Source organism: Corynebacterium sp. CCM 9203, assembly GCF_041357675.1.
GTDB lineage: Bacteria > Actinomycetota > Actinomycetes > Mycobacteriales > Mycobacteriaceae > Corynebacterium.
The window spans coordinates 357,310-379,363 of sequence record NZ_JAUERY010000002.1; the positions used below are offsets into that span (position 1 = coordinate 357,310).

A 22,054-nucleotide genomic window follows, 5' to 3' on the forward strand; every position below is an offset into this window, starting at 1 on the left:
GACCTTTCACACACCGACCTGTCGCTTCAGACACTCCAGGGACTCCCGCAGATGGGCATGCCAGAAGTCGACGGTTGCGGTGTCCGCCTCGAGACCCGCGAGCCGGTCCAGGTCCGGTTGAACGGCGGCGCAGGAGATGTGACCATCCACGATGCTCCGCCCCGCCGCAGCAGCGTCGACAACGTCTTCAATGAAGAATCCACCGGTTCCCAGCCCAGCCGGGGCGGGTGGGACGTCGATCTCGTCGTCATCCGTATGTCCGGGCAGGGCGGCCACCGCGGCGAGACCGGCATTCACCCCCACCGCAGTGTCCAGGGCGCTGGCGACGGTGACCGAGACCCCGTGGTCGGCGATCTTCTCCGCGATGTCGAGCAGCCGACGCACTCCGCCGAGTGGGGCGGCCTTCACCACCGCGACATCCAGTGCCCGGGCCTCCAGAACGGCGAACGGGTCTCCGGCACGCCGTATCGATTCATCGACCGCGACCCGGCAGAAAATCCCGGAACGGACCAGGCGCCGGCGCAGTTCCGCCAGTTCCGCGGTGGTGGCGCAGGGCTGCTCGAAATAGTCGAGTGGACCGAAGGCGCGGGCCGCGTCGAGCGCGCGGTCCACGGTGAAGCCACGGTTCGCGTCGACCCTGACCAGTGCATGCGGGACCGTTTCCCGGACGGCGGCGATGCGGGCGACATCGTCATCGAGGGTCTGTCCCGGCTCCGCGACCTTCACCTTGACTGTGCGGCAGCCCGGGAATCGGGCGAGAATCTCCGGGACCTCCCCCGGTTCCACGGCGGGGACCGTCGCATTGATCTCGATGCTGTCCCGTTGCGGGGCCGGCGCCCCGAGGTACGCCATCTCGAGGGCTGCCGCCAGCCAGGCTGCGGCCTCGTCCGGCCCGTAGTCACGGAACGGGGCGAACTCCCCCCAGCCGACGGGTCCCTCAATCAGCAGCGCCTCCCGGCTCGTTATGCCCCGGAACCGCACCCGCATCGGCAGTGCGACGGTGTGTGACCGGCCGATGAGTTCATCGGCGTCGAGGATCGCGATCAGTTCGACGAGGTGGGGGTCCAGGGGGGCGTGGGTGAACGGCATGGTCCCCAGGATACGAAACGCTACCGTTGTCCCCATGGACACACCGGACTACAGCACCGACAACCCCTTCGACCCGACGCAGTGGCGCGAGGTCCCGGGATTCGATCTCACCGACATCACCTACCACCGGCATATCGGCGCAGGTCGGGCGAACGGCATCGTGCGCATCGCCTTCGACCGGCCCGAGGTCCGCAACGCGTTCCGACCGCACACCGTCGATGAGCTCTACCGGGCGCTCGATCACGCCCGCCGCACCCCCGATGTGGGGTGCATCCTGCTGACGGGCAACGGCCCCAGCGTGAAGGACGGTGGCTGGGCGTTCTGTTCAGGTGGGGACCAACGCATCCGTGGCCGCTCCGGATACCGGTACGCCGACGGTGAAACCGCCGACACCGTCGACACGGAGCGGGAGAAGGTCGAGGGCGGGCGCCTGCACATCTTGGAGGTCCAGCGCCTGATCCGCACGATGCCCAAGGTGGTCATCGCCGTGGTCAACGGGTGGGCCGCAGGAGGCGGCCATTCGCTGCACGTCGTCTGCGACCTGACCATCGCCTCGCGCCAGGAGGCACGGTTCAAGCAGACCGACGCGGACGTCGGGTCCTTCGACGCCGGCTACGGCTCGGCGTACCTGGCGAAGCAGGTGGGCCAGAAGTACGCGCGCGAGATCTTCTTCCTCGGGCGGACGTACGACGCGGAACGGATGCAGCAGATGGGGGCGGTGAATGAGGTTGCGGACCACGGGAAGCTGGAGAACGTTGCCGTGGAGTGGGCTCGGGCCATCAACGGCAAGTCACCCACGGCGCAGCGGATGCTGAAGTTCGCGTTCAACCTCACCGACGACGGGTTGATGGGACAGCAGGTGTTCGCCGGTGAGGCGACACGCCTGGCGTACATGACCGATGAGGCTGTCGAGGGCCGGGACAGTTTCCTGGAAAAGCGGGAACCGGACTGGTCGGCGTTCCCGTACTACTACTAAACAGCTCCCACAGGACCGGGCGGGGAGCCCCTGCGCCGGTCCATCGGCCCCGCCGGTGACCAATACCACGGCAGAATTCACCTAAAATTCATCTTTCCGTCTCCGGAACGCCACAATGACCACACTCCGTCATTCACACAGGAACAGGCACACCCCAAAAAGAGGTTAACGCTGGTGAAACGATGGATGAGCAAAATCCATCGAAAGGGAAAACTACAATTGAACACCCCCGTTTGGGTGACGTGACCGAACCGGTTCATCACTGCACTTCCGATCATCTGTTTTCCCACTCCTGAAGGAGAGGGTCCTGCGGCATACTTCTGTGATGTGACCGAACTGATCATCCTGCTCATCGTGGTTGCCACGGCCCTGGCGTTCGACTTCACCAACGGCTTTCACGACACCGGCAACGCCATGGCCACATCCATCGCGACCGGAGCTTTACGACCCAAGGTGGCGGTAACACTCTCCGCCGTACTCAACCTGGTCGGGGCGTTTCTCTCCGTGGAAGTCGCCACAACCGTGGCCAAGGGCGTCGTCGATCTCGATCAATTCGACCTCGCGGACCCGAGTCAGGCGCATCAACTGCTCCTCGTCGTCTTCGCCGGGCTGATCGGCGGCATCGTATGGAACCTTCTGACCTGGCTTCTCGGAATCCCATCATCATCCTCACACGCACTCTTCGGTGGCCTGATCGGCGCCGCTGTCGCCTCCTTGGGCATGCAGGGGGTCGCCTGGAACGGCGTCGTCGCCAAGGTTGTCGTTCCCGCCCTCTGCGCACCCGTTGTCGCGGGACTGGTCGCCACCGTCGGAACCTCGCTGGTGTACCGGTTCACTCGTCCGGTCCCCGAAAAAGAGAAAAACCGCTACTTCCGGTGGGGCCAAATCGGTTCCGCCTCCCTCGTCTCCCTGGCCCACGGCACGAATGACGCACAAAAGACGATGGGCGTCATCTTTCTTGCCCTCGTCGCCACGGGAAGTCTCGGCACGGACGCCAACATCCCGTTCTGGGTGAAATTCACCTGCGCCATCGCGATCGCACTCGGCACCTACATGGGGGGCTGGCGGGTGATCAGAACGCTCGGCAAGGGCCTCGTGGAGATCGACTCACCCCAGGGAATGGCTGCAGAGACCTCTTCCGCGGCCATCATCCTAACCTCCTCGCACTTCGGCATGGCACTGTCCACGACTCACGTCGCCACCGGCTCGATCATGGGTTCGGGACTGGGGCGGAAGGGCGCGGAGGTCCGTTGGAGCGTCGCCGGGCGCATGGCCATGGCCTGGATGATCACGCTCCCCGCAGCCGCACTCGTCGGTGGCCTCACATGGCTGCTCGCACACGCCGTGGGACTTATCACCAATGATCTGGTCGGGGTCATCCTCGCCTTCACCATCTTGATCGCCCTAGCCACCCTGATCTGGGCGCGTTCCCGCCGGGCACCCGTACATTCCGGAAACGTCAACGCCGCCTGGGATTCCCACACAAACCGCGTGGCACCCCCGGAACCGACCACCGACAACGACGAGCCACTCCTGCCGACAGACACCCTCGAACCCCAGAACAGTGAACATGCCGGGAGGATCAACTCATGAGTATCACCACCCTGATCTCCGACCTGCTCCAGGTCATTCTCGCAGGTCTCGTCCTCGGCGCCGGCCTCCCGGCACTGTTCGCGGTGGGTGTCCGGCTGGCCTCACCCTCCGCAGTGGACACCATCGGCGGTACCCGGCCCGTTCCCGTATGGAGGAAAGGACTCGCCGGTCTGTGCTTCGCCGTGATCATCGCCTCGATCGTCCTCGGGATACTGTGGATCACCAAGGGCGTCTTCCACGACACCTTCGGCGTTGACATCTTCGGCACCGAGGCACACTGAGACACCAGAAAGCCCCGAGCCCCGTCAAGCTCCCCTGATTTTCAGCGACTCCGGCCCCGCAAGCATTAACCGCGTGCGGGGCCGGAGTCGTTTCAACACGCCATCCAGCAGGTCAGAGTTGCGAGCACACCATCAAATGACTAATATGATCAATCATTGATATTAACCAACTAATTATTCGCCCCATCATAGTCGATCATCCACTACCGGATCCGGGGCGTTGACCGCGGAACTCTCCGCACCACAGAAAGGAAGCCGACACCATGTCACTGTTACGCGTGTCCGCCACGAGCCCGTTCCGTAGCGCCGTCGGCCGGATCCTCGACTGGCTGCGCCCCACCCCCACCCCCATCCCCGCACCGTTGACCGTTCTCACCGAATCCATCCATATCCGCGATCTGCTCCACGAGGATGACGACCTGTTCGTCTGGTACCTCATCGATGCCGGAATGACCCCCGCCAACAGGGAAGACATCGAACTCGCGTGGGTGATCCTCCACGGTCTACGCCCCACCGAAGAAACACTGTCTTACCTCCGGGATTCCGTTCTGGAACCACTCGGCCTGAATGCTTCTTAAGAAATACTTACCCCGGACGTAGACTCTCATCCCATGAGCACCCGCATTCTGCGCCCGCTTCCGGTACCACCGGACGATCCCGCAGCCATCCTCCCGGATCTCGCAGAGGCGATCGCCGGGAACGTCACCTGGCTTCCACTTCCCGGTGGTCACAGCCGGGCGGATCGGGAACGTGCGGAACTACTGATCAGCTCCCAACGTCCCGGTGACCCCGTCGATCCGGGGGTCGCACTGGTCGTCGCGACATCAGGGTCGACGGGCACCCCGAAGGGCGCACTCCTCACTCCCACCAATCTCGTCACTGCTGCGGATGCCACACATTCCGCATTGTCCGGGGAAGGCTACTGGCTCCTGGCGATGCCCGGACACCACATCGCGGGCCTACAGGTTCTCGTCCGCTCACTCGTCGCCGGTACGGAGCCATCCTGCCTCGACGTGTCCCGCGGATTCGATGTCACCGCCTTCACACACCTGGCCCAGAACTTGGCAAACGATGCCACTGCCCACAAGGCACCCGTCTACACCGCTCTCGTTCCCCTGCAACTCGCCAAGGCCCTGGATACGCTCAACGGTATCGAGGCACTACGGCGTTTCGATGCAGTCCTCGTCGGCGGCGGGTACCTTCCACGCCACCTGCGGGAGTCCTGCGACCGTTTGAGAATCCGGGTTATTCCCACCTACGGCTCTTCAGAGACCACCGGAGGCTGCGTGTACGATGGCCGCCCGATCCCCGGAGCACGCATCAAGGTCCACGACGGCCGTATCCTGATCGGCGGGACGATGGTGGCGGCCGGTTACCGGACGCCACCCCCGAGAGACGACCCCTTCGCGATTCCGGGCTGGTTCGCCACCTCGGATCGGGGCGAACTCGTCGATGGGGTGCTGCACGTCACAGGAAGGATGGATGACCTCATAGATTCAGGGGGACTCAAGTTACACCCCGGAATCGTCGAACGCGCCATGCTCGACATCAACGGGGTGGATCAGGCCTGTGTCACCGGTATCCCGCACCCCAGGCTCGGGCAGGCCATCGTTGCCGCCTACACAGGTTCCCTCGACCCCTGGGAGGTCATTGAGGGGCTCGATGACCTCCCACGGTGGCAGTTACCGAAGGAGATCCGGCATTTGCGCAACATGCCGGTCACCGGCCCCGGGAAACCTGACCGCGCCGCCGTAGAGAGACTGTTCACCGGTCCCACCCGGTGATCCAGATTTTCTGATTCCCCCTCCGGCCTGTCCGTCAGCCAAGATGGTGTCATGGCTGATTCCACCACAACTCGTTCCCCGAGCCTCGCCGACTGGTTGGGGGGAGCACGCCCACGCACCTGGCCCAATGCCTTCGCTCCGGTCATCATCGGCTCGGGCGCGGCCGCAGACGCGAACGGGTTCGTCGCCTGGAAGGCCGTGGCTGCGGCCACCGTCGCACTGGCGTTGATCATTGGGGTCAACTACGCCAACGATTATTCCGACGGGATCCGGGGTACCGACGACGACCGATCCGGCCCACTCCGCCTGACCGGATCGAGGCTCGCCCGCCCGGAACACGTCCGTACCGCCGCCTTCGCCGCCTTCGGGGTGGCCGGTGCGTGCGGACTTGCCCTCGCCGCAACGAGCGCCTGGTGGCTGGTTCTGCTCGGTGCCCTCTGCATCGCCGCAGCCTGGTTCTACACCGGCGGATCCAGGCCCTACGGGTACCGGGGGCTCGGTGAAGTCGCGGTATTCGTGTTCTTCGGCCTCGTCGCGGTGCTGGGGACTCAGTTCACTCAGTCGGGTCATATCACCTGGGTGGGATTCGCAGGGGCTGTCGCGGTGGGTTGCTTCTCCGCCGCCGTGAACCTCGTAAACAACCTCCGAGACATCCCCACGGACGAAGCCAGTGGAAAGATCACGCTCGCGGTACGGCTCGGCGAACGGCACACACGCACACTATGGGTCGTACTGGCCGCCGTACCGTATCTCATGACCCTCATCCTCTCGACCGGGCATCCGCCCGCCCTGGCCGCCCTCATCGCACTACCCGTGTCATTGGCTGCGGCGAAACCCGTCATCCGGGGCGAGACGGGCGCGGAGCTCATTCCAGTGCTCGGAGCCACGGGCAAGACGATGCTCATGTGGTCCGCCGTAACTGCGGTGGCGCTGGGCTTCGGCTGACGGCCAGCGAGCGGATGTTTCACGCCTCGCCGTTTCCACTACCAGGCCGTCACAGCGCCCCTAGCGGTCCGCGATCTGGGCCTTCACCCACTCCTTGTGTGCACGCCGTTGTGCGTTCCAATCGGCGAGATTCCGGGTAACACGGATCCGGAGTGAACGGAACACGAACATCGACAACGGGAAGGCCACGAGCAGCGCCAGCAGGGATGAGATAACGAGGGGTACCGGTGCCCCGACGAGGATCGCCAACCCCTGAATCACCACGGTCAGAAGGAGAAACAGGCCCAGGCGGGCGAGGCCGTAGAGCACCATGTCGCGTCGGACACGACCACGCAGATCCTGATCGAGTTCCGGGGCATCATTGACGGGGTTTTCACTCACAACCATCGACACTACTAAACCGCACCCCACGGTCCGTATTGTTGTTGGGGTAACTCCGTCGGAAGGAATCCCCGTGGGACGCTTGATACTGTTGCTGCTCATCATCGTCGTGATCGTGCTGGTGTGGAAGGCTTTCGGTCCGGGTAGCTGGCGGACCCACCGTACGGTACCCGCACAGCCACAGATCAAAGGCCCGGACGATGACGACGAGTTTCTCTGGAATCTCAAGAAGCAACGCTTCAAGGAACGCCGTGCAGCGGAGCAGGCTGCCCGCGAGGAGAACGAGCGCATCCGCCGCGCGCGATCGAAGTACAACGATGAGCCGGATCAGGATGACGGTGGCGACAGGGGCGAATCACACGGGCCAACAGACCCCGACACCACGAAGCAGTGACTTTAGCCACTCTTTGGGGACATATCCCCGAAGCGTGGAACGGAGCTTCCCCCGACATCCGGGACAAACAATCAAATCCAATACAAGCAGCACACCCCCGGTTTCGGGGAATCTCCAGAACAAGAATCCGACACGCCCCCGATCGAGGGAGTGTCACCATCACAGGATCGACACAACAAATCACCCGGGAGACGATCGGATAAAAACCTGGCAACCAGCGGTTATTAGGCTACCCACAGTTGCGCTATATTGGTCAGCATGCCCACCATGAACCAGATCACCGACCTTGCGGGTCAACCGGTGGACCCCCACCAGAACGCCCCCACAATAGGAGGTATCACAGTTGGTGAAAGTCCGGAATTATCCCCGGATGATGGAGTGATCAGGGCACTCCCTCCGGAACTCAGCGAACGCGCCAGCGAGCTGTTCAAGGCCCTGGGAGATCCGACGAGGCTCAAGCTTCTCTATCTCATTGCGGAGAGCCAGACGAATGAGATCTGCTCGCACGAACTCTCCGAGGCCCTCGAAGTTTCCGCGCCGACGATCACACACCACATGAAGAAACTGGCTGCTGCCCGGCTCGTCCACCGGGAACAACGCGGAAAGTGGGCGTACTACACCGTTAACCCTGACGAGTTCGACCGCGTCCACGCCCTGATCCACGAACTTTGATCGGCCTCGACCACAGGATCTGCGGAGTGGTTCACCGCCCCCGGTGCAGCGTCTGCAGCAGATAGTCACCGTACCCGGATTTCCGCAGCTTTTCCGCCCGTTCCGCGAGTTCCACGTCACTCAGGTACCCCATCCGCCAGGCGACCTCCTCGGGACATCCGATCTTCAGCCCCTGCCGCTGTTCAATGGTGCGCACGAAATCACCGGCAGCCATGAGCAGGTCAACCGTCCCGGTATCGAGCCACGCCGTGCCCCGGGGCAGCACCTGGACCTGCAGACGCCCCTGCTCCAGGTATGCGGAGTTGATGTCGGTGATCTCCAACTCACCCCGTGCACTCGGTGTCAGACCACGGGCGATGTCGACCACCTCGTTGTCGTAGAAATAGAGGCCTGGGACCGCATAATGGGACTTCGGTTCGGCCGGTTTCTCCTCCAATGCAAGCGCACGACCGGAATCATCGAACTCGACCACCCCGTAGGCGGAGGGATCCGCCACCCAGTACGCGAAAATCGCGCCTCCCTCCGGCCGTGTGAACCGGCGGAGTTGGGTACCCAGCCCCGCACCGTAGAAGATGTTGTCCCCGAGAATCAGCGCTACCGAGTCATCACCGATATGCTCCGCCCCCAGGATGAACGCTTCAGCCAATCCATTCGGTTCGGACTGCGTGATAAAGCTCAACCGGATCCCGAACTGGCTACCGTCGCCGAGTAACCGCTCGAACTGGGGCAGGTCGGCGGGTGTCGTGATGATCAGGATGTCATCGATACCCGCGAGCATCAGCGTCGACAGCGGATAGTAGATCATCGGTTTGTCATAGACAGGAACGAGCTGCTTGCTCACCCCGAGTGTGATCGGGTGCAGGCGCGACCCGGTGCCACCGGCGAGGATGATGCCCTTCACAGTCCGGCGTCCTCATTTGCCAGCGCCCAGCCGTTCTTCAGCTCGGACTCGAATGCGAGGCAATCACCGAGATCCGGGAGAATCCCGGCGGCACGAGCAGCGGCCAGCGAGAGGGCGGCCGCATCCTTGTCGGACACGATCCGCTCCCCTTCAGCCACCGGCCACCCGATCCCGAGTTCCGGATCGAAGGGATCGATACCGTGCTCGGCATCCGGGTTGTATCCGGAGGAGGTCAGGTACACGACGGTCGCTTCGGTGATGGCGGCGAACCCGTGGGCGAACCCCACGGGGATATAGAGGCAGCGCCGATTCTCGTCGTCGAGTTCGACGGCCACGTGTCGGCCGAAGGTGTCCGATCCGACCCGGATATCCACCACCACGTCGAGGACCCGTCCGTGTACACAGGTCACCCACTTCGCCTGACCAGGCGGAACGTCCGCGAAATGCAGTCCCCGCACCACACCAGGCCGGGAGACACTCAGGTTCGCCTGCTGCAGATCGAGCGGGTACCCGGTGTGTTCCTCGAATCGGGCGGCGGAAAACCACTCATGGAAACTCCCCCGCGCATCAGGGAAAACTCGGGGATCATCGACGAGAATCTCGGGCAGGTCCGGGTGCGGTTGAGGCATGCCACCAGTCTATCCGCGCGCACGGGCGCTAGCCGATGACCGCCTCGGTTTCCGCGTAGTTCGCCTCCGCGGCGGCGCGCGCCTCCCGCCACCACTCGGGGTTGTCCCGGTACCAGTCGACGGTCTGTTCAAGCCCGGCCCGGAAATCGGTGTAGCGGGGTTTCCACCCCAGAGCAGTCGTCGAGGCAGCGTCGATCGCGTAACGACGATCATGCCCCGGACGGTCGGTCACATGCACGAAGTCATCGCGGTCACGACCGAAGAGCTCCAGTAGATCCCCCACAACCTCGCGGTTCGACCGCTCCCCGTCCGCACCGATGAGATAGGTCCGCCCGACCTCTCCTCGCTCGATGACCGCCCAGACAGCATCATTGTGATCGTCGACGTGGATCCAGTCCCGGACATTGTCGCCCGTCCCGTAGAGCCGAGGTGTTCCGCCCTCCAGCAGTGTGGTGATCTGCCGGGGAATAAACTTCTCCGGGTGCTGCCTCGGCCCGTAGTTGTTGGAGCAGTTGCTGATCGTCGCCCTAAGCCCCGCGGAGCGGACGTAAGCGCGGACGAAGTGATCACTCGCCGCCTTCGACGCCGAGTACGGGCTCGATGGATTGTAGGGGGTTTCCGGAGTAAACCGGGCCGGGTCGTCCAGCGCCAGATCCCCGAACACCTCGTCGGTGGAGATGTGGTGGAACCGTACCCCGTGTCGGGCCGCAGCCTCCACGAGCGTGACGGTGCCCTCCACATTGGTACGGACGAAGGCGAAGGGGTCACGCAGCGAGTTGTCGTTGTGGCTTTCGGCGGCGAAATGCACCACCAGATCCGTTTCCGCGACGAGGTCATCGACAAGGTCCGCCGCGCGGATGTCCTCCTTCAACAGCGCGAACCGCGCGGGATCCAGTCCAGTGAGATTCGCGGGATTGGCGGCATAGGTCATCGCGTCCAGGACAGTGACACTGGCATCGGGGCGCTTGTCCAGGGTACTGCGAACAAAATTCGAGCCGATGAAACCGGCTCCACCGGTGACGAGGATTCTCATGCAGCCGATTCTACGGGGCGGAATCCCCCGCACGGCCTGCTCAGTGACCTGCCGCCACGAACCCCGCCATGATGAGAAGCAGGAGCCCACCGACCGCCTGTATCCACACCAATCCGTTCTTCGCCCCCGTCAACCAACCTCGCACCCGGGCCGCGGTCTCCACCCACGCGGCGTCGATAAGCACCCCGACGACCATGGGTACCAGACTCAGGATGATCAGTCCGGGCAGCGGATCCGCCCCCACCGGAAGATAGCCGGGGACGATCGTCCCGAACATGATGATCCCCTTCGGATTCGACGCACCGACGAACAGACCCGAGACGAACGCCGCCTTCACTCCGGTATCCCCGTCCGCGACCTCCGGGATGTCGAGGCTTACGGTGTCCCGGTGCAGCCGCCACGCGGAACGCAGGTAGACGATACCCAGACCACCGAGCACCACCACGGCCAACCACCGCAGAATGGTCAGGAAGCCCGTTGCCGTCGCGGCAATCGTTCCCACCGCCATCAGAACGATGACACCCGTGAACGCGATACCGAGACAGTTACCCGCCACCCCCGCCATCGCGGGACGTCGCCCCACCGCGAGTGCCTGCCCCACGAGAAACAGGACGCTGGGCCCCGGAACTGCGATGAGAACACCGGAGATCAGGCCCAGGGCAAGGACAGCGGAAAGCACGGTGGATCACTCCGGAGTGAGGTAGGACGTCTGATTGATTACGCGAGAACCCTACAGCACCGGCGCCACAGAGGCTCACGGGCACCCGGTTGTCGACACCTGCCCTATGTTTCTCCGGTCTCGATGATTTTTCGTGGAATCCCACCCCTGGGGCTCCACGCCGGAGCCCCACCTCCGGTCAGACACACAGAAGACCCTCCCCGCAAACGGGGAGGGTCCATGCACCCGGTGGGAGAGTCAGTTGGGGAGACCCGCATAGGAGTGCAGGCCGGTGGTCACCAGATTGATGAAGAACAGGTTGAACACCATCGCCGTGAGACCCGCAATGTTGATCCAGGGCGCCGCCTTGCGCCAGCTCGGTGTCGAGCGGGCGTGGAGGTAGGCGGCGTAGAGAATCCAGGTGACGAAGGACATCGTCTCCTTGGGATCCCACCCCCAGAAACGGCCCCACGCGGATTCCGCCCAGAGGGCACCGAGGATCACGCCGAGACCGAAAACAGGCACCGCCCAGGCTGCGGTACGGTAGGCGATCCGGTCCAGCGTGTCGGCACCCGGAAGCGGCCGGAGTATTTCTCCGATCCTGCCGCGCTCCTCGCCCTTCGGCTGGACCTGGCGAAAGAGGTAGAGCAGCGACGCCACCCCGGAAAGCATGCAGATTCCGGCGCCGAAGGAGACGATCGAGACATGGATCGGCAGCCAGAACGACCGGAGTGCAGGGACCACCGGCGCAGAGGCGACATGCAATTTCGTGCCACCGTAGAACATGAGGATGAGCACCGGCACGAGAAGCCATGGCCACATGGCGCGTAGGTCTTTCCGCTGGATGACGACTGCTGCGATGGCCATGGTGAGGAAGGTGACCAGTGAAATGTACTCGTAGAGGTTGCCCCAGGGGAACCGACCGGCGGACAGGCCACGCAGTACAATCGATGCCCCCTGCAGGATGAGGCCGAGCCACAGCAACGACTGCACCATGCCCCCGAGCTTCTCGACACTACGCGCCGATGTCCGTCCAGTCTCCGCCTTTTGAGAGGACGCGGAGATGGTTCCATTCCCGGGTACACCGACGAGTTCCCGCTCACGGATACCTGTCATCGTGGTGGACGACACCTGGTTGGACCGGCGAATGTAGTAGACGAGTGCGAGAACGAGTCCGAGGACATAGATCGCGAACGCGGTCCGGTATGACAGATCGGAGAAATATGCCAGATTGCTGTTGACGGGCATCAAGTCCAACTCTCGGTTACGGGGTTCTCGCCGGGCCAAGGGGCCACGGATGTTCAAAAGGCCAGCTTACGCTACCTCATCGGGGTGATTCCACCCGGCAATTCAGGTCGGGTCCTGCTCATCTTCCCCCTCATCGAGATCCTCCGGCAGACCCAGAAGACGACGGTGGAAACGTCCGTGTTCCTCGCCCCATCCGGCACTGTCCGTGCGGGACAACCCCGCCGTCTCAACGAAGGTAATACCTTCCTCAGTGGCACGCACCCGGACCCAAATACGTCGACGCTTCACCGCGAGAGAGAGGATGAGCCCTCCGAGCATCGCGACGGCGCTGACGAGAACCCACCGTTGGGTGGGGTCATGACTGATCTGTAAGTTAACAAACTCGTGCGCGCCATCGAACGTCACCTTCGTGCCATCGTCCAGAGTCACCGATTCGCCCCGCAGAAGATTGACGCGTTCAATCTTCTGCAGAGCACCGTTGTGAATCTGGCCGGAATCGAGACTGAAGATGCTCTGCCCGCGTCCCGCGTCGAGACCTGTGTCACCACGGTAGATGTCGATAGCCACCGCCGGATCCCGCATAGCCGGGAACGCTGAACTCAACAGCTCATTGTTTTCCCCGGTGAACTCCGCAGTAGGGGCGAACAACCCCTGGATACCAATCTGGTTCTGCCGCCGCTCGAACAGATCCGGATACATGCCAGCCGGCGGATCGAACCGCATCGCCCCAGAAGACAGAAAGTAGGTGAGATCGTCGGGACGGAACTGCACGGTCTGCGAGCGGGACTCACCGTTGGGCCAGGTGACCGTGATCTGTGGGGCGAATCCATGTCCCTGGAGATAGATCCGGTCACCCTCGATCCTCAGCGGATGGTTCACCTTAAGGGTATACGGGTGCCACGCTGAGGGATCGGTGAAGATGTCGTCGCCCTTCGCCCACCGGACATTGGAGGTAAACATCTCAGCTTGCCCGTTCGGCAGATAATCCGCGGTGAAATCCTCGACCTCGACGCAGAATGGTGAGAGGTCGGTGCCATCGACCAGAGTCCCCCACCTGTAGGAGTCGTAGTTCGCGAAAGCCGTGTTACAGAACTGCGGGTTCTCTCCATCAGCGACGACGATCACCTGTCCCTCGTAATACACCAATCTGCCGAGACCGATCGTGAAGAGAATGCCCACCAGACCCAGGTGAAACACGAGATTGCCGAACTCACGCGCGTACCCGCGTTCCGCCGACAACGAGCGTGCCCCAGCACGATCCTCATCCGCGGTATATTCCGCAACACGCCACCCCCCAAGCAGACCACGAGCCTCCGCGAGAACCTCATCCGGGGTTTTCGGCACCTCACCGGAATCGTGCAACGGTAGCCGTGAGAGATTACGCGGGGTACGTACCGGCCGACTGCGCATGGACCGGTAGTGCTCGAAAGAACGGGGAAGGATACAGCCGATCAGGGAGATGAACAGCAGGACATAGATCGCGGTGTACCAACTAGAACTGAACACATCGAACAGTTCGAGCCGATCATAGATCTGCGCGACCCTGCCATTCGCCGCGATATAGTCCATGACCGTCTGTTCGTTGAGCTGCCGTTGCGGCAGAAGGGCTCCCGGAATCGCACCGAGGGCGAGGAGGAAAAGCAACGCGAGGGCGGTGCGCATGCTGGTGAGCCAGCGCCATGCCTTCAGCGGATACCTGGAGAGGGTGGTCAACATCGTCGGGGTCTTCGTCCTCCAACAGGAAACAGGGGCCGGGGTGGCTGCGCCCCGGATTGAGTCATCGACGTGTCAATCTACCAGCCGTCACACCCGGAACCTCATTCGCGAATCTGAAGGGCGGCTCCGCCATCGGTTGTGTCGTCCGGCTCCACGGAACGCCGTATTTCCCGCCGTGTCGACGTGTTCCCCTAGATCAGCACCCCACCGTATTCCACGGTCCACTGTCGAACCCAGTTGATGAAGTGTGCCCACTGTCCGCTCACCAGAGCGAGACCGACGAGTATGAGAGTCACTCCCCCAATGATCTGGATGGCCCGGGAGTGCTTCCGTAACCAGCCAACCCCACGCATCGCGGATGCCGAGCCAAGGGCCACGAGAAGGAACGGAAGCCCCAGACCGAGACAGTAGAAGATGATCAGCACGACTCCTCTGGCCGCCGTCATTCCCTCGGTTCCTGCCGAAACGGAGATGATCGCAGCGAGCGTCGGACCGAGACACGGGGTCCACCCGAGAGCGAACACACCACCCAGTAGTGGGGCCCCCACCCAGGTTGACCACTGACGCGGATGGAGACGGTGCTCGGACTGTAGTGGCCGGATGAAACCGAGGAACGCGATACCCATGACGACGGTGACCACACCCCCGACACGTTGCAGCAGTTCAGCATTCAGGGTGAGTGCCCGTATCGCCCCGAACACGGTAGCCGTGGCCAGGACGAAGATCACGGTGAATCCGAGGACGAAGAGGAGGGCCGCGCCCGCGACGCGCCACCGCCCGCGCTTCGCGACGCGGGGCCCGGTGTCCGACGAGTACTCCATCTCACCACCGACCACCCCGGCGAGATAGGACATGTAGCCGGGGACGAGCGGAATCACACAGGGGCTGGCGAAGGACACCAATCCGGCGAGCGCCGCAGCGAGCAGACCGAGCAACAGCGGACCGGAAACGGCGGCTTCGGCAAACCGGGACCCGAATCCGGAATCGGCGAGCAGGATGAAGTCGCCCGTCACCGCGATTCCTCCAAGAGGGGTTCGGTGACAGCGAGGATGTCGTCGGCGGTGATCTCCCGGAGAAACACCGCTGCCGGGCGGTGCTGCCGGTCGAGGACGATGGTGGTGGGTACCACTGATGCGGGCACTCCGCCGAGAGCCGCCGCAGTCTTGAACGGCGGGTCATAGATAGAAGGGTAGGTCAGCCCGTTATCCTCCATGAAGTCTCGGGAAATCTCCGGAGTATAGTCCCGGACGTTGATACCGAGAACCGTGCCACCGCGGCCCTCGATGGTTTCCTGCACGAGCTGGAGGTCATCGGACTCCGTCCTGCACGGGCCGCACCACTGACCCCAGGCGTTGAGTACCACGACCTGCCCCTCATAGTCCGCCAGGTCAATGGTTTTCCCCGGTTCCTGGAGAGACTCACCGGAAAACGGGGTGACGGGTCGTCGTTCATCTTCCGGATAGGTGATCTCACGCGCACCACCGGGCGACGCGAACTGGAATGTCGCCGCCTTCTGAGCTGGGGTGTCTCCATCACCGGACGATGAGCATCCGGCGAGCAGGATCGCCACGGCAGCTAGAACGGCAGGGACAGAACGGGGGTGGCGGTGCATCACTAGATCTCCTGCGCGGGTTCCGTGTAGTAGATGTCGCTGATTTCGTCCCCCTGAAATACGAGGGAAGTGACGGAGGCGAGGTTGCACTGACGGGAGAGATGAGCGAGCGGTAGCCCCTGTACGGTGCGCTGGACGCAGACAACGGGCAGTTGATGGCTGATCAGAATCGCCTCGTGTCCCTCCGCGTCACGACGAGCCCGTTCAACAGCCCCCATCATGCGCTCGGCGATCTCGGTGTAGGGCTCTCCCCAGCTCGGTGCCCAGGGACGGGCCAGCAACGGCCAACGGGTCGGATTCCACAGTTGGGACCGCCAGCCTTTCGTACGCAGTCCCTCGAACCGGTTCCCCGCCTCGAGCAGCGCATCATCGGTGTCGATGTCGCAGCCGGTGATCCCGGAGATTGGCTCTGCGGTCTCCTGAGCCCGTTGCATCGGCGATGCACGCAACACGGTGACATCGTGCCCCGCGAAACTCGCCGCCGTGCATGCGGCCTGACTCCGGCCCCGACTCGAGAGCCGGTATCCGGGAATCCTTCCGTAAAGGATGCGTTCGGGATTGAATACTTCGCCGTGCCGGACAAGATGGACGATCGTGGTGCTCATGGGGCGCTTTCGGTCGTGGTGTGGGACGTGGACTGGGTCAGGCGGCGGCCGCAGCCGCGGCCTTCGCCGCTGGAACGAGGGCGGCCTCTATGCGGGCGAAGTCATCGTCCGTGAGCGCAGAGGAGACGAACCAGGTCTCGAACACCGACGGGGAGACGAACACCCCGTTGTCCAGCAGCGCGTGGAAGAACGGTGGGAAGCGGAAGGTATCGGCCGCCTGCATGTCCGCGAAATTCCGGCCCTCTCCATCAGCGAAACGGACGGAGAGCATGTTCGAGGCACGCTGAATGTGGTGCGCCACCCCCTCGCGGGTCAGTGCCTCGGACACGAGGGCGTCGAGCCGGTCGGCGTTGGCGTTCACCGTGTTGTAGACCTCCGGGGTGGCCAGCCGCAGTGACGCCATCCCCGCGGCCACGGCGACGGGGTTCCCGGAGAGTGTGCCCGCCTGGTAGACGGATCCGCCGGGAGCGAGATGTTCCATGATGTCGCCCCGCCCACCGAAAGCAGCCGCGGGCAGGCCTCCGGAGATGACCTTTCCGAAGGTCGTGAGATCCCCGGCGACCCCGTCGACGCCGTACCAACCGGAGTAGGAGGTACGGAACCCGGTCATCACTTCATCGATGATCAGGAGCGCACCGTTGTCGTGGGCGATCTCCTTCAGTGCCGCGTTAAAACCGGGCACCGGGGCGACGGTACCCATATTTCCGGCGGCAGCTTCGGTGATGATGCAGGCGATCTCACCGTCGTTCTCGGCGAAGGCGGCACGCACGGCGTCAAGGTCGTTGTAGGGCACGACGATCGTGTCCTGAGCGGTCGCCCCGGTGACTCCGGGCGAGTCCGGGAGGGAGTACGTGGCAACTCCGGAGCCTGCGGAGACCAGCAGCGCGTCGACGTGTCCGTGGTAGCAGCCGGCGAACTTCAGCACCTTCGCCTTCCCGGTGTATCCGCGCGCCAGGCGGACGGCCGACATGGTGGCCTCGGTGCCGGAGTTGACCAACCGAACCTCATCGACACTGGTGCGCTCGACGACGAGCTCGGCGAGTTCGACCTCGGTGGTGGTGGGGGCGCCGTAGCTCAGGCCCCGCGTGGCGGCGTCCTGCACGGCGGCGACGATCTCCGGGTGCGCGTGCCCCATGAGCATCGGACCCCAGGAACAGAACAGGTCGACGTAGTCGTTACCGTCAACGTCCGTGAGATGACTGCCCTTCGCCGAAGCAATGAAACGGCTCTGCCCGCCGACCGAACCGAAGGCCCGGACCGGCGAGTTTACTCCACCCGGGGTGAGTGCACGGGCACGCTCGAACCAGCGTGCAGAGCCGTCGGTGTTCTGGGACGTCGGAAAGCGTGAAGTCATGGGGCCATTGTAGGCGGTGCCGACGCGGGTTCCACGTCCTGTGCGGCACCTCGGGCGGCAGCACGCCATTCCGTACCGGAGAACTTGGTTCTTGGCGCCCAACGCCATGAGCGGTAGCATCATCGGTAACATGACCGGTTCCACTGCCCACCTTCGTGTGGGAGCCCAGGGCCGGTCCTTGTTTTTCACCGATCCCGGTGACGATGTGCCCGTGAGCACACGAGCTAACTGGCTTCGACGAGTCTCCGCGCCGCTGCCCGGGCTCCGGCGATGATCGCCGGGACACCCACACCGTCGACCCAGGCCCCGGACACCGCAACGGTCGGAATTTCGTCGAGCGCCGCTCGCACGGTGGCGACGGTGGCGAGATGGGTGTCGGAGAACCGGGGTAGCCCACCCCACCAGTACTGGGTGTAGATCTCGGAGAGACCAGCAGCGCGCCCGTCGAATCCGGTGATTTTCTGCAGGTCGTCGAGGGCGTGATCGACGAGTTCGTCCTCATCGATCTTCAGCATGGAATCGTCACCGAAGGTGCCGAAGGAGGCGCGCACGAAGGCCCCTCCCCGTTCACCGATGTGCGGCCACTTCTTCGACGAGAAGGTGAACGCCTTGGCGTGCATGCCGGGTTCGTCGGCGGCGATGAGCACCCCGGAATGGTCCGGTAGTCCGTCTGCGGAATCGAAACGCATGCCGACGACGACGGATGAGGACAGTTTCACATCCCGTGCTGCGGTCGCGGCGGCCGGGGCGACCCCACGCAGGAGGACGGCGGCAGTGGGAGCGGGCACGGCGACGAGAACCCGGTCGTAGACGGTGTCACCGGCGCCGGTGACACGGTATTTCCCCGAATCAGGCACAATCCCGGAGACAAAGGTGTCCAGGTGGATGTCCGCCCCGGACTGTTCCGCGAGTTCCTCGTAGAGTTCCGCGTACCCGCCACGGAACGCACCGAACACGGGAGTCTTTTCCGGGGTGAGTTTCTCCTTCGGGGTGAGGGTCTTGCGGGCCTGTTTCTTCTCGTCGAGGTTCTTCAGGGCCCGACTCAGGGTGACGGACTCCCCCGCCTCGGCGAGGGCGTCGAGTTCCGCGGCGAGCTGCGGAACCGTGGCGCGCAGACCGAGTTCATCCGCGGGGCAGGAATACACGCCGCCGAGCAGTGCCGAAACAACGTGATCGACGACGTCATTCCCGAAGCGCTCACGCACCAAGCTGCCGACGCTCGTGTCTCCCCCGACCGTCCAGTCGATGCCCGGCGCGTCCCCCTCGGCGTCGATACGCGCCCGGGTGTCCTCTCCGATGAGGTCCCCGAGGGCTGCCGAGACCGAAGGAATTCCCATCACGGTGTCGTGCGGGAGTGGGTGCAGCCGCCCGCCGGAGTAGATCATCGAGGTGTGCGGCCCGGGGTGCACGATGCGGTCAGCGAGTCCGAGTTCGGTGAAGAAGTCGGTGGCGTCCGCGCGGAACGCGAGGTATGCCTCTGCACCCATGTCCGTCGGGCCCGCATCAAAAGCAACGGTGTGCAGTTTGCCGCCGATGCGATCGGTGGCCTCGAACACGTCAATGTGTGCGTCCGGGGCGAGGGTACGGATCTCGCGGGCGGCGGTGAGGCCGGCGAGACCGGCCCCGATGATGGCGTACGAGGTGCTCACGGGTTAAACAGTGCTCCTGTGGGAAGAGTGCGTGATAGCGGACGGGCGTGGTCCCCGACCAAGCCTAGTACCCCGACACGCACCGGTTCCCGCGGGTCCGGGCAGGTGGGGAATGTAAATTCTACCCGGCGTGGATCGCGGCAACGGCGGCGGTGATCGCCTCGGGGTTGGTGTCGGGAAGCACACCGTGGCCGAGATTGAAGATGTGGCCGGTAGCGTCGCCCGCGGCGATCGCGGCGGCAGCCTCCCCGCGGATGCGGGCGATCTCCTGTTCGACAACCGTCTCTCCGGCGAACAGGAGAGCGGGGTCGAGGTTGCCCTGGAGAACCTTCGGTCCGCTGGTGGCGCGGACCCGGCGGGCCGCCTTGTCGAGGGGCACGCGCCAGTCCACGCCCATGACCTCACTGCCGGCCTCCGCCATGGAGCCGAGAAGCTCGCCGGTGGTCACACCAAAGTGGATGCGCGGGATCTCGCCAGCGATGCTCGCCAGTATTTCGGTGGAGTACGGCAGCACATGGTCGCGGTAGTCGCGTTCGGTGAGGAATCCTGCCCAGGAGTCGAACAACTGCATGGCGTCGATTCCCGCGGTGACCTGGGTGCGGAGGAAGGCGGTGACGGTGGGGACGATGCGGCGCATGAGCGCGTGCCAGGTGTCAGGGTCGGCGTGCATCATCGACTTGGTCACCTGGTGGTTCTTGCTGGGCCCGCCCTCGACGAGATAGCTGGCCAGGGTGAACGGGGCGCCGACGAACCCGATCAGTGCCTGGGTGTCGGTCAGCTCGTCAAGAATGAGATCGATGCCGGCGGCGACGGGTTCGATCTCGTGATCGAGGATCGGGAGGGCGTCAACGTCGGCTCGGCTGCGGATCGGGGAGGCAACCACGGGGCCACGACCGGGGACGATCTCGACGTCGACACCGGCCGCTTTGAGAGGGACGACGATATCGGAGAAGAGGATCGCCGCATCCACGTCGTGCCTGCGGACGGGTTGCATGGTGATCTCGGCGAGCAAGTCAGGCATGAAACAGGAATCCAGCATCGCGATACCCTCGCGGACCTTCCGGTACTCCGGGAGGGAGCGCCCGGCCTGCCGCATGAACCACACCGGCGGGCGGGAAGGGGTCCGGCCTGCTGCGGCGTCAAGGAGGGGAGCGTTGTCGAGCGAGCGGCGGGCCGCCGGTGTGGATGCTGTCATGACTCCCATCCTGCCTGACACCCAGACCGTAAAGCCAGATCACCGGCGCGACGGAGCGAGACCTCTCTCACACTCCTCCTCTGAAGCACACCTTCACGTCCTGTGGAGAGTTTAAATAGTGACGTCACCTTTCTTTCCCCCAACAGAGGACACAGGCATGAGCGACCATCATCCGACAACACTGACTGACGCTGAGATCTTCGCGGCGCACGAGGGCGGCAAGATCGGAACCTCGTCCCGCAGGCCCTTGGACAGCGTCCACGACCTGTCCATCGCCTACACTCCCGGCGTCGCGCGGGTGTGCGAGGCGATCCGGGAGGACCCCGCACTCGCACACGACTACACCTGGGCGGGCCGCAACGTCGCGGTGATCTCCGACGGGAGCGCCGTCCTGGGGTTAGGCGACATCGGGGCGAAGGCAGCACTGCCTGTCATGGAGGGAAAAGCTCAACTGTTCGGCCGTTTCGCCGGCCTCAACGCTATTCCGGTGGTCTTGGACACCACCGACGTCGATGAACTGTTCAGGACGATCGTGGCACTGGCTCCGTCATTCGGGGCAATCAACCTGGAAGACATCTCCGCGCCCCGGTGCTTCGAGTTGGAACGGCGACTTATCGATGCCCTCGACATTCCGGTCATGCATGACGACCAGCACGGTACAGCCATCGTGATCACCGCGGCACTGCGCAACGCGTGCACTCTCCTGCACCGGAAGCTCGGTGACCTGAAGGTCGTGATCTCGGGCGCGGGTGCAGCCGGGGTCGCGTGCGCGAAGATGCTCGTCCACGCCGGGGTACGGGACGTCGTGATGCTCGACTCGCGGGGCATCATCCACCCGGACCGTACACCCCTGAATTCCGTGAAGCAGGAACTCGCGCGTATCACCAACCCGCGCCGCGTCATGGGTGGTGTTGCCGAGGCTCTCGCCGGTGCGGACACATTCATCGGATTGTCCAGGGGGCACATTCGCGAGGAGGAACTGAAACTCATGGCCCCGGATCCGATTCTGTTCTCCCTGGCGAACCCGGATCCGGAAATCGCCCCGGATCTGGCCCGCCGCTACGGGGCTGTTGTGGCGACCGGGCGGAGTGACCTTCCGAATCAGATCAACAACGTGCTCGCTTTCCCCGGTATCTTCCAGGGCGCTCTGGCGGCCCGGGCGACCGCCATCACCCCGGCGATGAAACTCGCGGCGTCACGGGCAATCGCGGCGATCGCGGCAGAGAACCTCGATGCGGACTACATCGTCCCTTCGCCTCTCGACGCCCGCGTGGCACCAGCGGTGAGTACCGCGGTACAGGCCGCTGCGTTGGTGGAGAACTGATTCCAGGGCGCTCGG

The 22,054-nt window shown here is 64.0% G+C and carries 23 protein-coding genes; 9 read left to right on the forward strand and 14 right to left on the reverse strand.

Annotated features, from left to right (window positions below):
• Positions 1-6 precede the first annotated feature (6 nt).
• The gene (locus QWU44_RS04960; RefSeq protein ID WP_370914904.1) at positions 7-1,044 is read right to left on the reverse strand and encodes an o-succinylbenzoate synthase; all 1,038 of its coding nucleotides are present in this window, start codon (positions 1,042-1,044) and stop codon (positions 7-9) included.
• Between the two features lie 79 nt (positions 1,045-1,123).
• Between QWU44_RS04960 and QWU44_RS04965 the strand changes: the two genes are divergently transcribed.
• From QWU44_RS04965 to QWU44_RS04990, 6 genes are all read left to right on the forward strand, one after another.
• A complete protein-coding gene (locus QWU44_RS04965; protein ID WP_370914589.1) occupies positions 1,124-2,065 on the forward strand; it encodes a 1,4-dihydroxy-2-naphthoyl-CoA synthase in 942 nt (313 codons plus the stop codon).
• 327 nt (positions 2,066-2,392) lie between these two features.
• Positions 2,393-3,658, forward strand: a complete 1,266-nt coding sequence (locus tag QWU44_RS04970; RefSeq protein WP_370914590.1) for an anion permease — start codon at positions 2,393-2,395, stop codon at positions 3,656-3,658.
• On the forward strand, positions 3,655-3,939 hold the full coding sequence (locus QWU44_RS04975) for a hypothetical protein (protein WP_370914591.1): 285 nt from the start codon (positions 3,655-3,657) through the stop codon (positions 3,937-3,939). The genes QWU44_RS04970 and QWU44_RS04975 overlap by 4 nt, the downstream gene beginning before the upstream one ends.
• Positions 3,940-4,202: 263 nt before the next feature.
• Entirely contained in the window at positions 4,203-4,517 is a 315-nt protein-coding gene (locus QWU44_RS04980; RefSeq protein ID WP_370914592.1) for a hypothetical protein, read from the forward strand.
• 33 nt (positions 4,518-4,550) lie between these two features.
• Positions 4,551-5,723 (forward strand): o-succinylbenzoate--CoA ligase, encoded by a 1,173-nt coding sequence (gene menE, locus QWU44_RS04985; protein ID WP_370914593.1) that lies wholly within the window; start codon positions 4,551-4,553, stop codon positions 5,721-5,723.
• Positions 5,724-5,774: 51 nt separating this feature from the next.
• Positions 5,775-6,668, forward strand: a complete 894-nt coding sequence (locus tag QWU44_RS04990; protein WP_370914594.1) for a 1,4-dihydroxy-2-naphthoate polyprenyltransferase — start codon at positions 5,775-5,777, stop codon at positions 6,666-6,668.
• A gap of 60 nt (positions 6,669-6,728) precedes the next feature.
• Here QWU44_RS04990 and QWU44_RS04995 read toward each other — a convergent pair whose 3' ends face one another.
• Positions 6,729-7,049: a DUF4229 domain-containing protein gene (locus QWU44_RS04995; protein WP_370914595.1), complete on the reverse strand. Its 321-nt coding sequence runs from the start codon at positions 7,047-7,049 to the stop codon at positions 6,729-6,731.
• Positions 7,050-7,122: 73 nt separating this feature from the next.
• Between QWU44_RS04995 and QWU44_RS05000 the strand changes: the two genes are divergently transcribed.
• Both QWU44_RS05000 and QWU44_RS05005 read left to right on the forward strand, forming a co-directional pair.
• Positions 7,123-7,443 (forward strand): hypothetical protein, encoded by a 321-nt coding sequence (locus QWU44_RS05000; RefSeq protein ID WP_370914596.1) that lies wholly within the window; start codon positions 7,123-7,125, stop codon positions 7,441-7,443.
• A 258-nt stretch (positions 7,444-7,701) separates the two neighbouring features.
• Positions 7,702-8,115: an ArsR/SmtB family transcription factor gene (locus QWU44_RS05005; RefSeq protein WP_370914597.1), complete on the forward strand. Its 414-nt coding sequence runs from the start codon at positions 7,702-7,704 to the stop codon at positions 8,113-8,115.
• A gap of 31 nt (positions 8,116-8,146) precedes the next feature.
• On the opposite strand, the gene rfbA is transcribed toward QWU44_RS05005, so the two are convergent.
• The 12 genes from rfbA to hemE form a co-directional block, all read right to left on the reverse strand.
• The gene (rfbA, locus tag QWU44_RS05010) at positions 8,147-9,016 is read right to left on the reverse strand and encodes a glucose-1-phosphate thymidylyltransferase RfbA (protein ID WP_370914598.1); all 870 of its coding nucleotides are present in this window, start codon (positions 9,014-9,016) and stop codon (positions 8,147-8,149) included.
• Positions 9,013-9,645 (reverse strand): dTDP-4-dehydrorhamnose 3,5-epimerase, encoded by a 633-nt coding sequence (gene rfbC / locus QWU44_RS05015; RefSeq protein ID WP_370914599.1) that lies wholly within the window; start codon positions 9,643-9,645, stop codon positions 9,013-9,015. The genes rfbA and rfbC overlap by 4 nt, the downstream gene beginning before the upstream one ends.
• Positions 9,646-9,673: 28 nt before the next feature.
• Positions 9,674-10,678, reverse strand: a complete 1,005-nt coding sequence (gene rfbB / locus QWU44_RS05020; protein WP_370914600.1) for a dTDP-glucose 4,6-dehydratase — start codon at positions 10,676-10,678, stop codon at positions 9,674-9,676.
• Positions 10,679-10,718: 40 nt separating this feature from the next.
• The gene (locus tag QWU44_RS05025) at positions 10,719-11,357 is read right to left on the reverse strand and encodes a LysE family translocator (protein WP_370914601.1); all 639 of its coding nucleotides are present in this window, start codon (positions 11,355-11,357) and stop codon (positions 10,719-10,721) included.
• Positions 11,358-11,594: 237 nt separating this feature from the next.
• Positions 11,595-12,584 (reverse strand): c-type cytochrome biogenesis protein CcsB, encoded by a 990-nt coding sequence (gene ccsB / locus QWU44_RS05030; protein ID WP_370914602.1) that lies wholly within the window; start codon positions 12,582-12,584, stop codon positions 11,595-11,597.
• A 102-nt stretch (positions 12,585-12,686) separates the two neighbouring features.
• A complete protein-coding gene (locus QWU44_RS05035) occupies positions 12,687-14,300 on the reverse strand; it encodes a cytochrome c biogenesis protein ResB (protein ID WP_370914603.1) in 1,614 nt (537 codons plus the stop codon).
• Between the two features lie 191 nt (positions 14,301-14,491).
• Positions 14,492-15,298, reverse strand: coding sequence for a cytochrome c biogenesis CcdA family protein (locus QWU44_RS05040; protein ID WP_370914905.1), 807 nt, complete (start codon positions 15,296-15,298; stop codon positions 14,492-14,494).
• Positions 15,299-15,309: 11 nt separating this feature from the next.
• Positions 15,310-15,912 (reverse strand): redoxin domain-containing protein, encoded by a 603-nt coding sequence (locus tag QWU44_RS05045; RefSeq protein ID WP_370914604.1) that lies wholly within the window; start codon positions 15,910-15,912, stop codon positions 15,310-15,312.
• Between the two features lie 2 nt (positions 15,913-15,914).
• Positions 15,915-16,517 (reverse strand): histidine phosphatase family protein, encoded by a 603-nt coding sequence (locus tag QWU44_RS05050; protein ID WP_370914605.1) that lies wholly within the window; start codon positions 16,515-16,517, stop codon positions 15,915-15,917.
• A gap of 37 nt (positions 16,518-16,554) precedes the next feature.
• On the reverse strand, positions 16,555-17,871 hold the full coding sequence (hemL, locus tag QWU44_RS05055; RefSeq protein WP_370914606.1) for a glutamate-1-semialdehyde 2,1-aminomutase: 1,317 nt from the start codon (positions 17,869-17,871) through the stop codon (positions 16,555-16,557).
• A gap of 224 nt (positions 17,872-18,095) precedes the next feature.
• Positions 18,096-19,520, reverse strand: coding sequence for a protoporphyrinogen oxidase (locus QWU44_RS05060; protein WP_370914607.1), 1,425 nt, complete (start codon positions 19,518-19,520; stop codon positions 18,096-18,098).
• Between the two features lie 121 nt (positions 19,521-19,641).
• On the reverse strand, positions 19,642-20,715 hold the full coding sequence (gene hemE / locus QWU44_RS05065) for a uroporphyrinogen decarboxylase (RefSeq protein WP_370914608.1): 1,074 nt from the start codon (positions 20,713-20,715) through the stop codon (positions 19,642-19,644).
• 157 nt (positions 20,716-20,872) lie between these two features.
• Here hemE and QWU44_RS05070 point away from each other — a divergent pair, with 157 nt between their 5' ends.
• On the forward strand, positions 20,873-22,039 hold the full coding sequence (locus QWU44_RS05070; protein ID WP_370914609.1) for an NADP-dependent malic enzyme: 1,167 nt from the start codon (positions 20,873-20,875) through the stop codon (positions 22,037-22,039).
• The last annotated feature ends 15 nt before the right edge of the window (positions 22,040-22,054 follow it).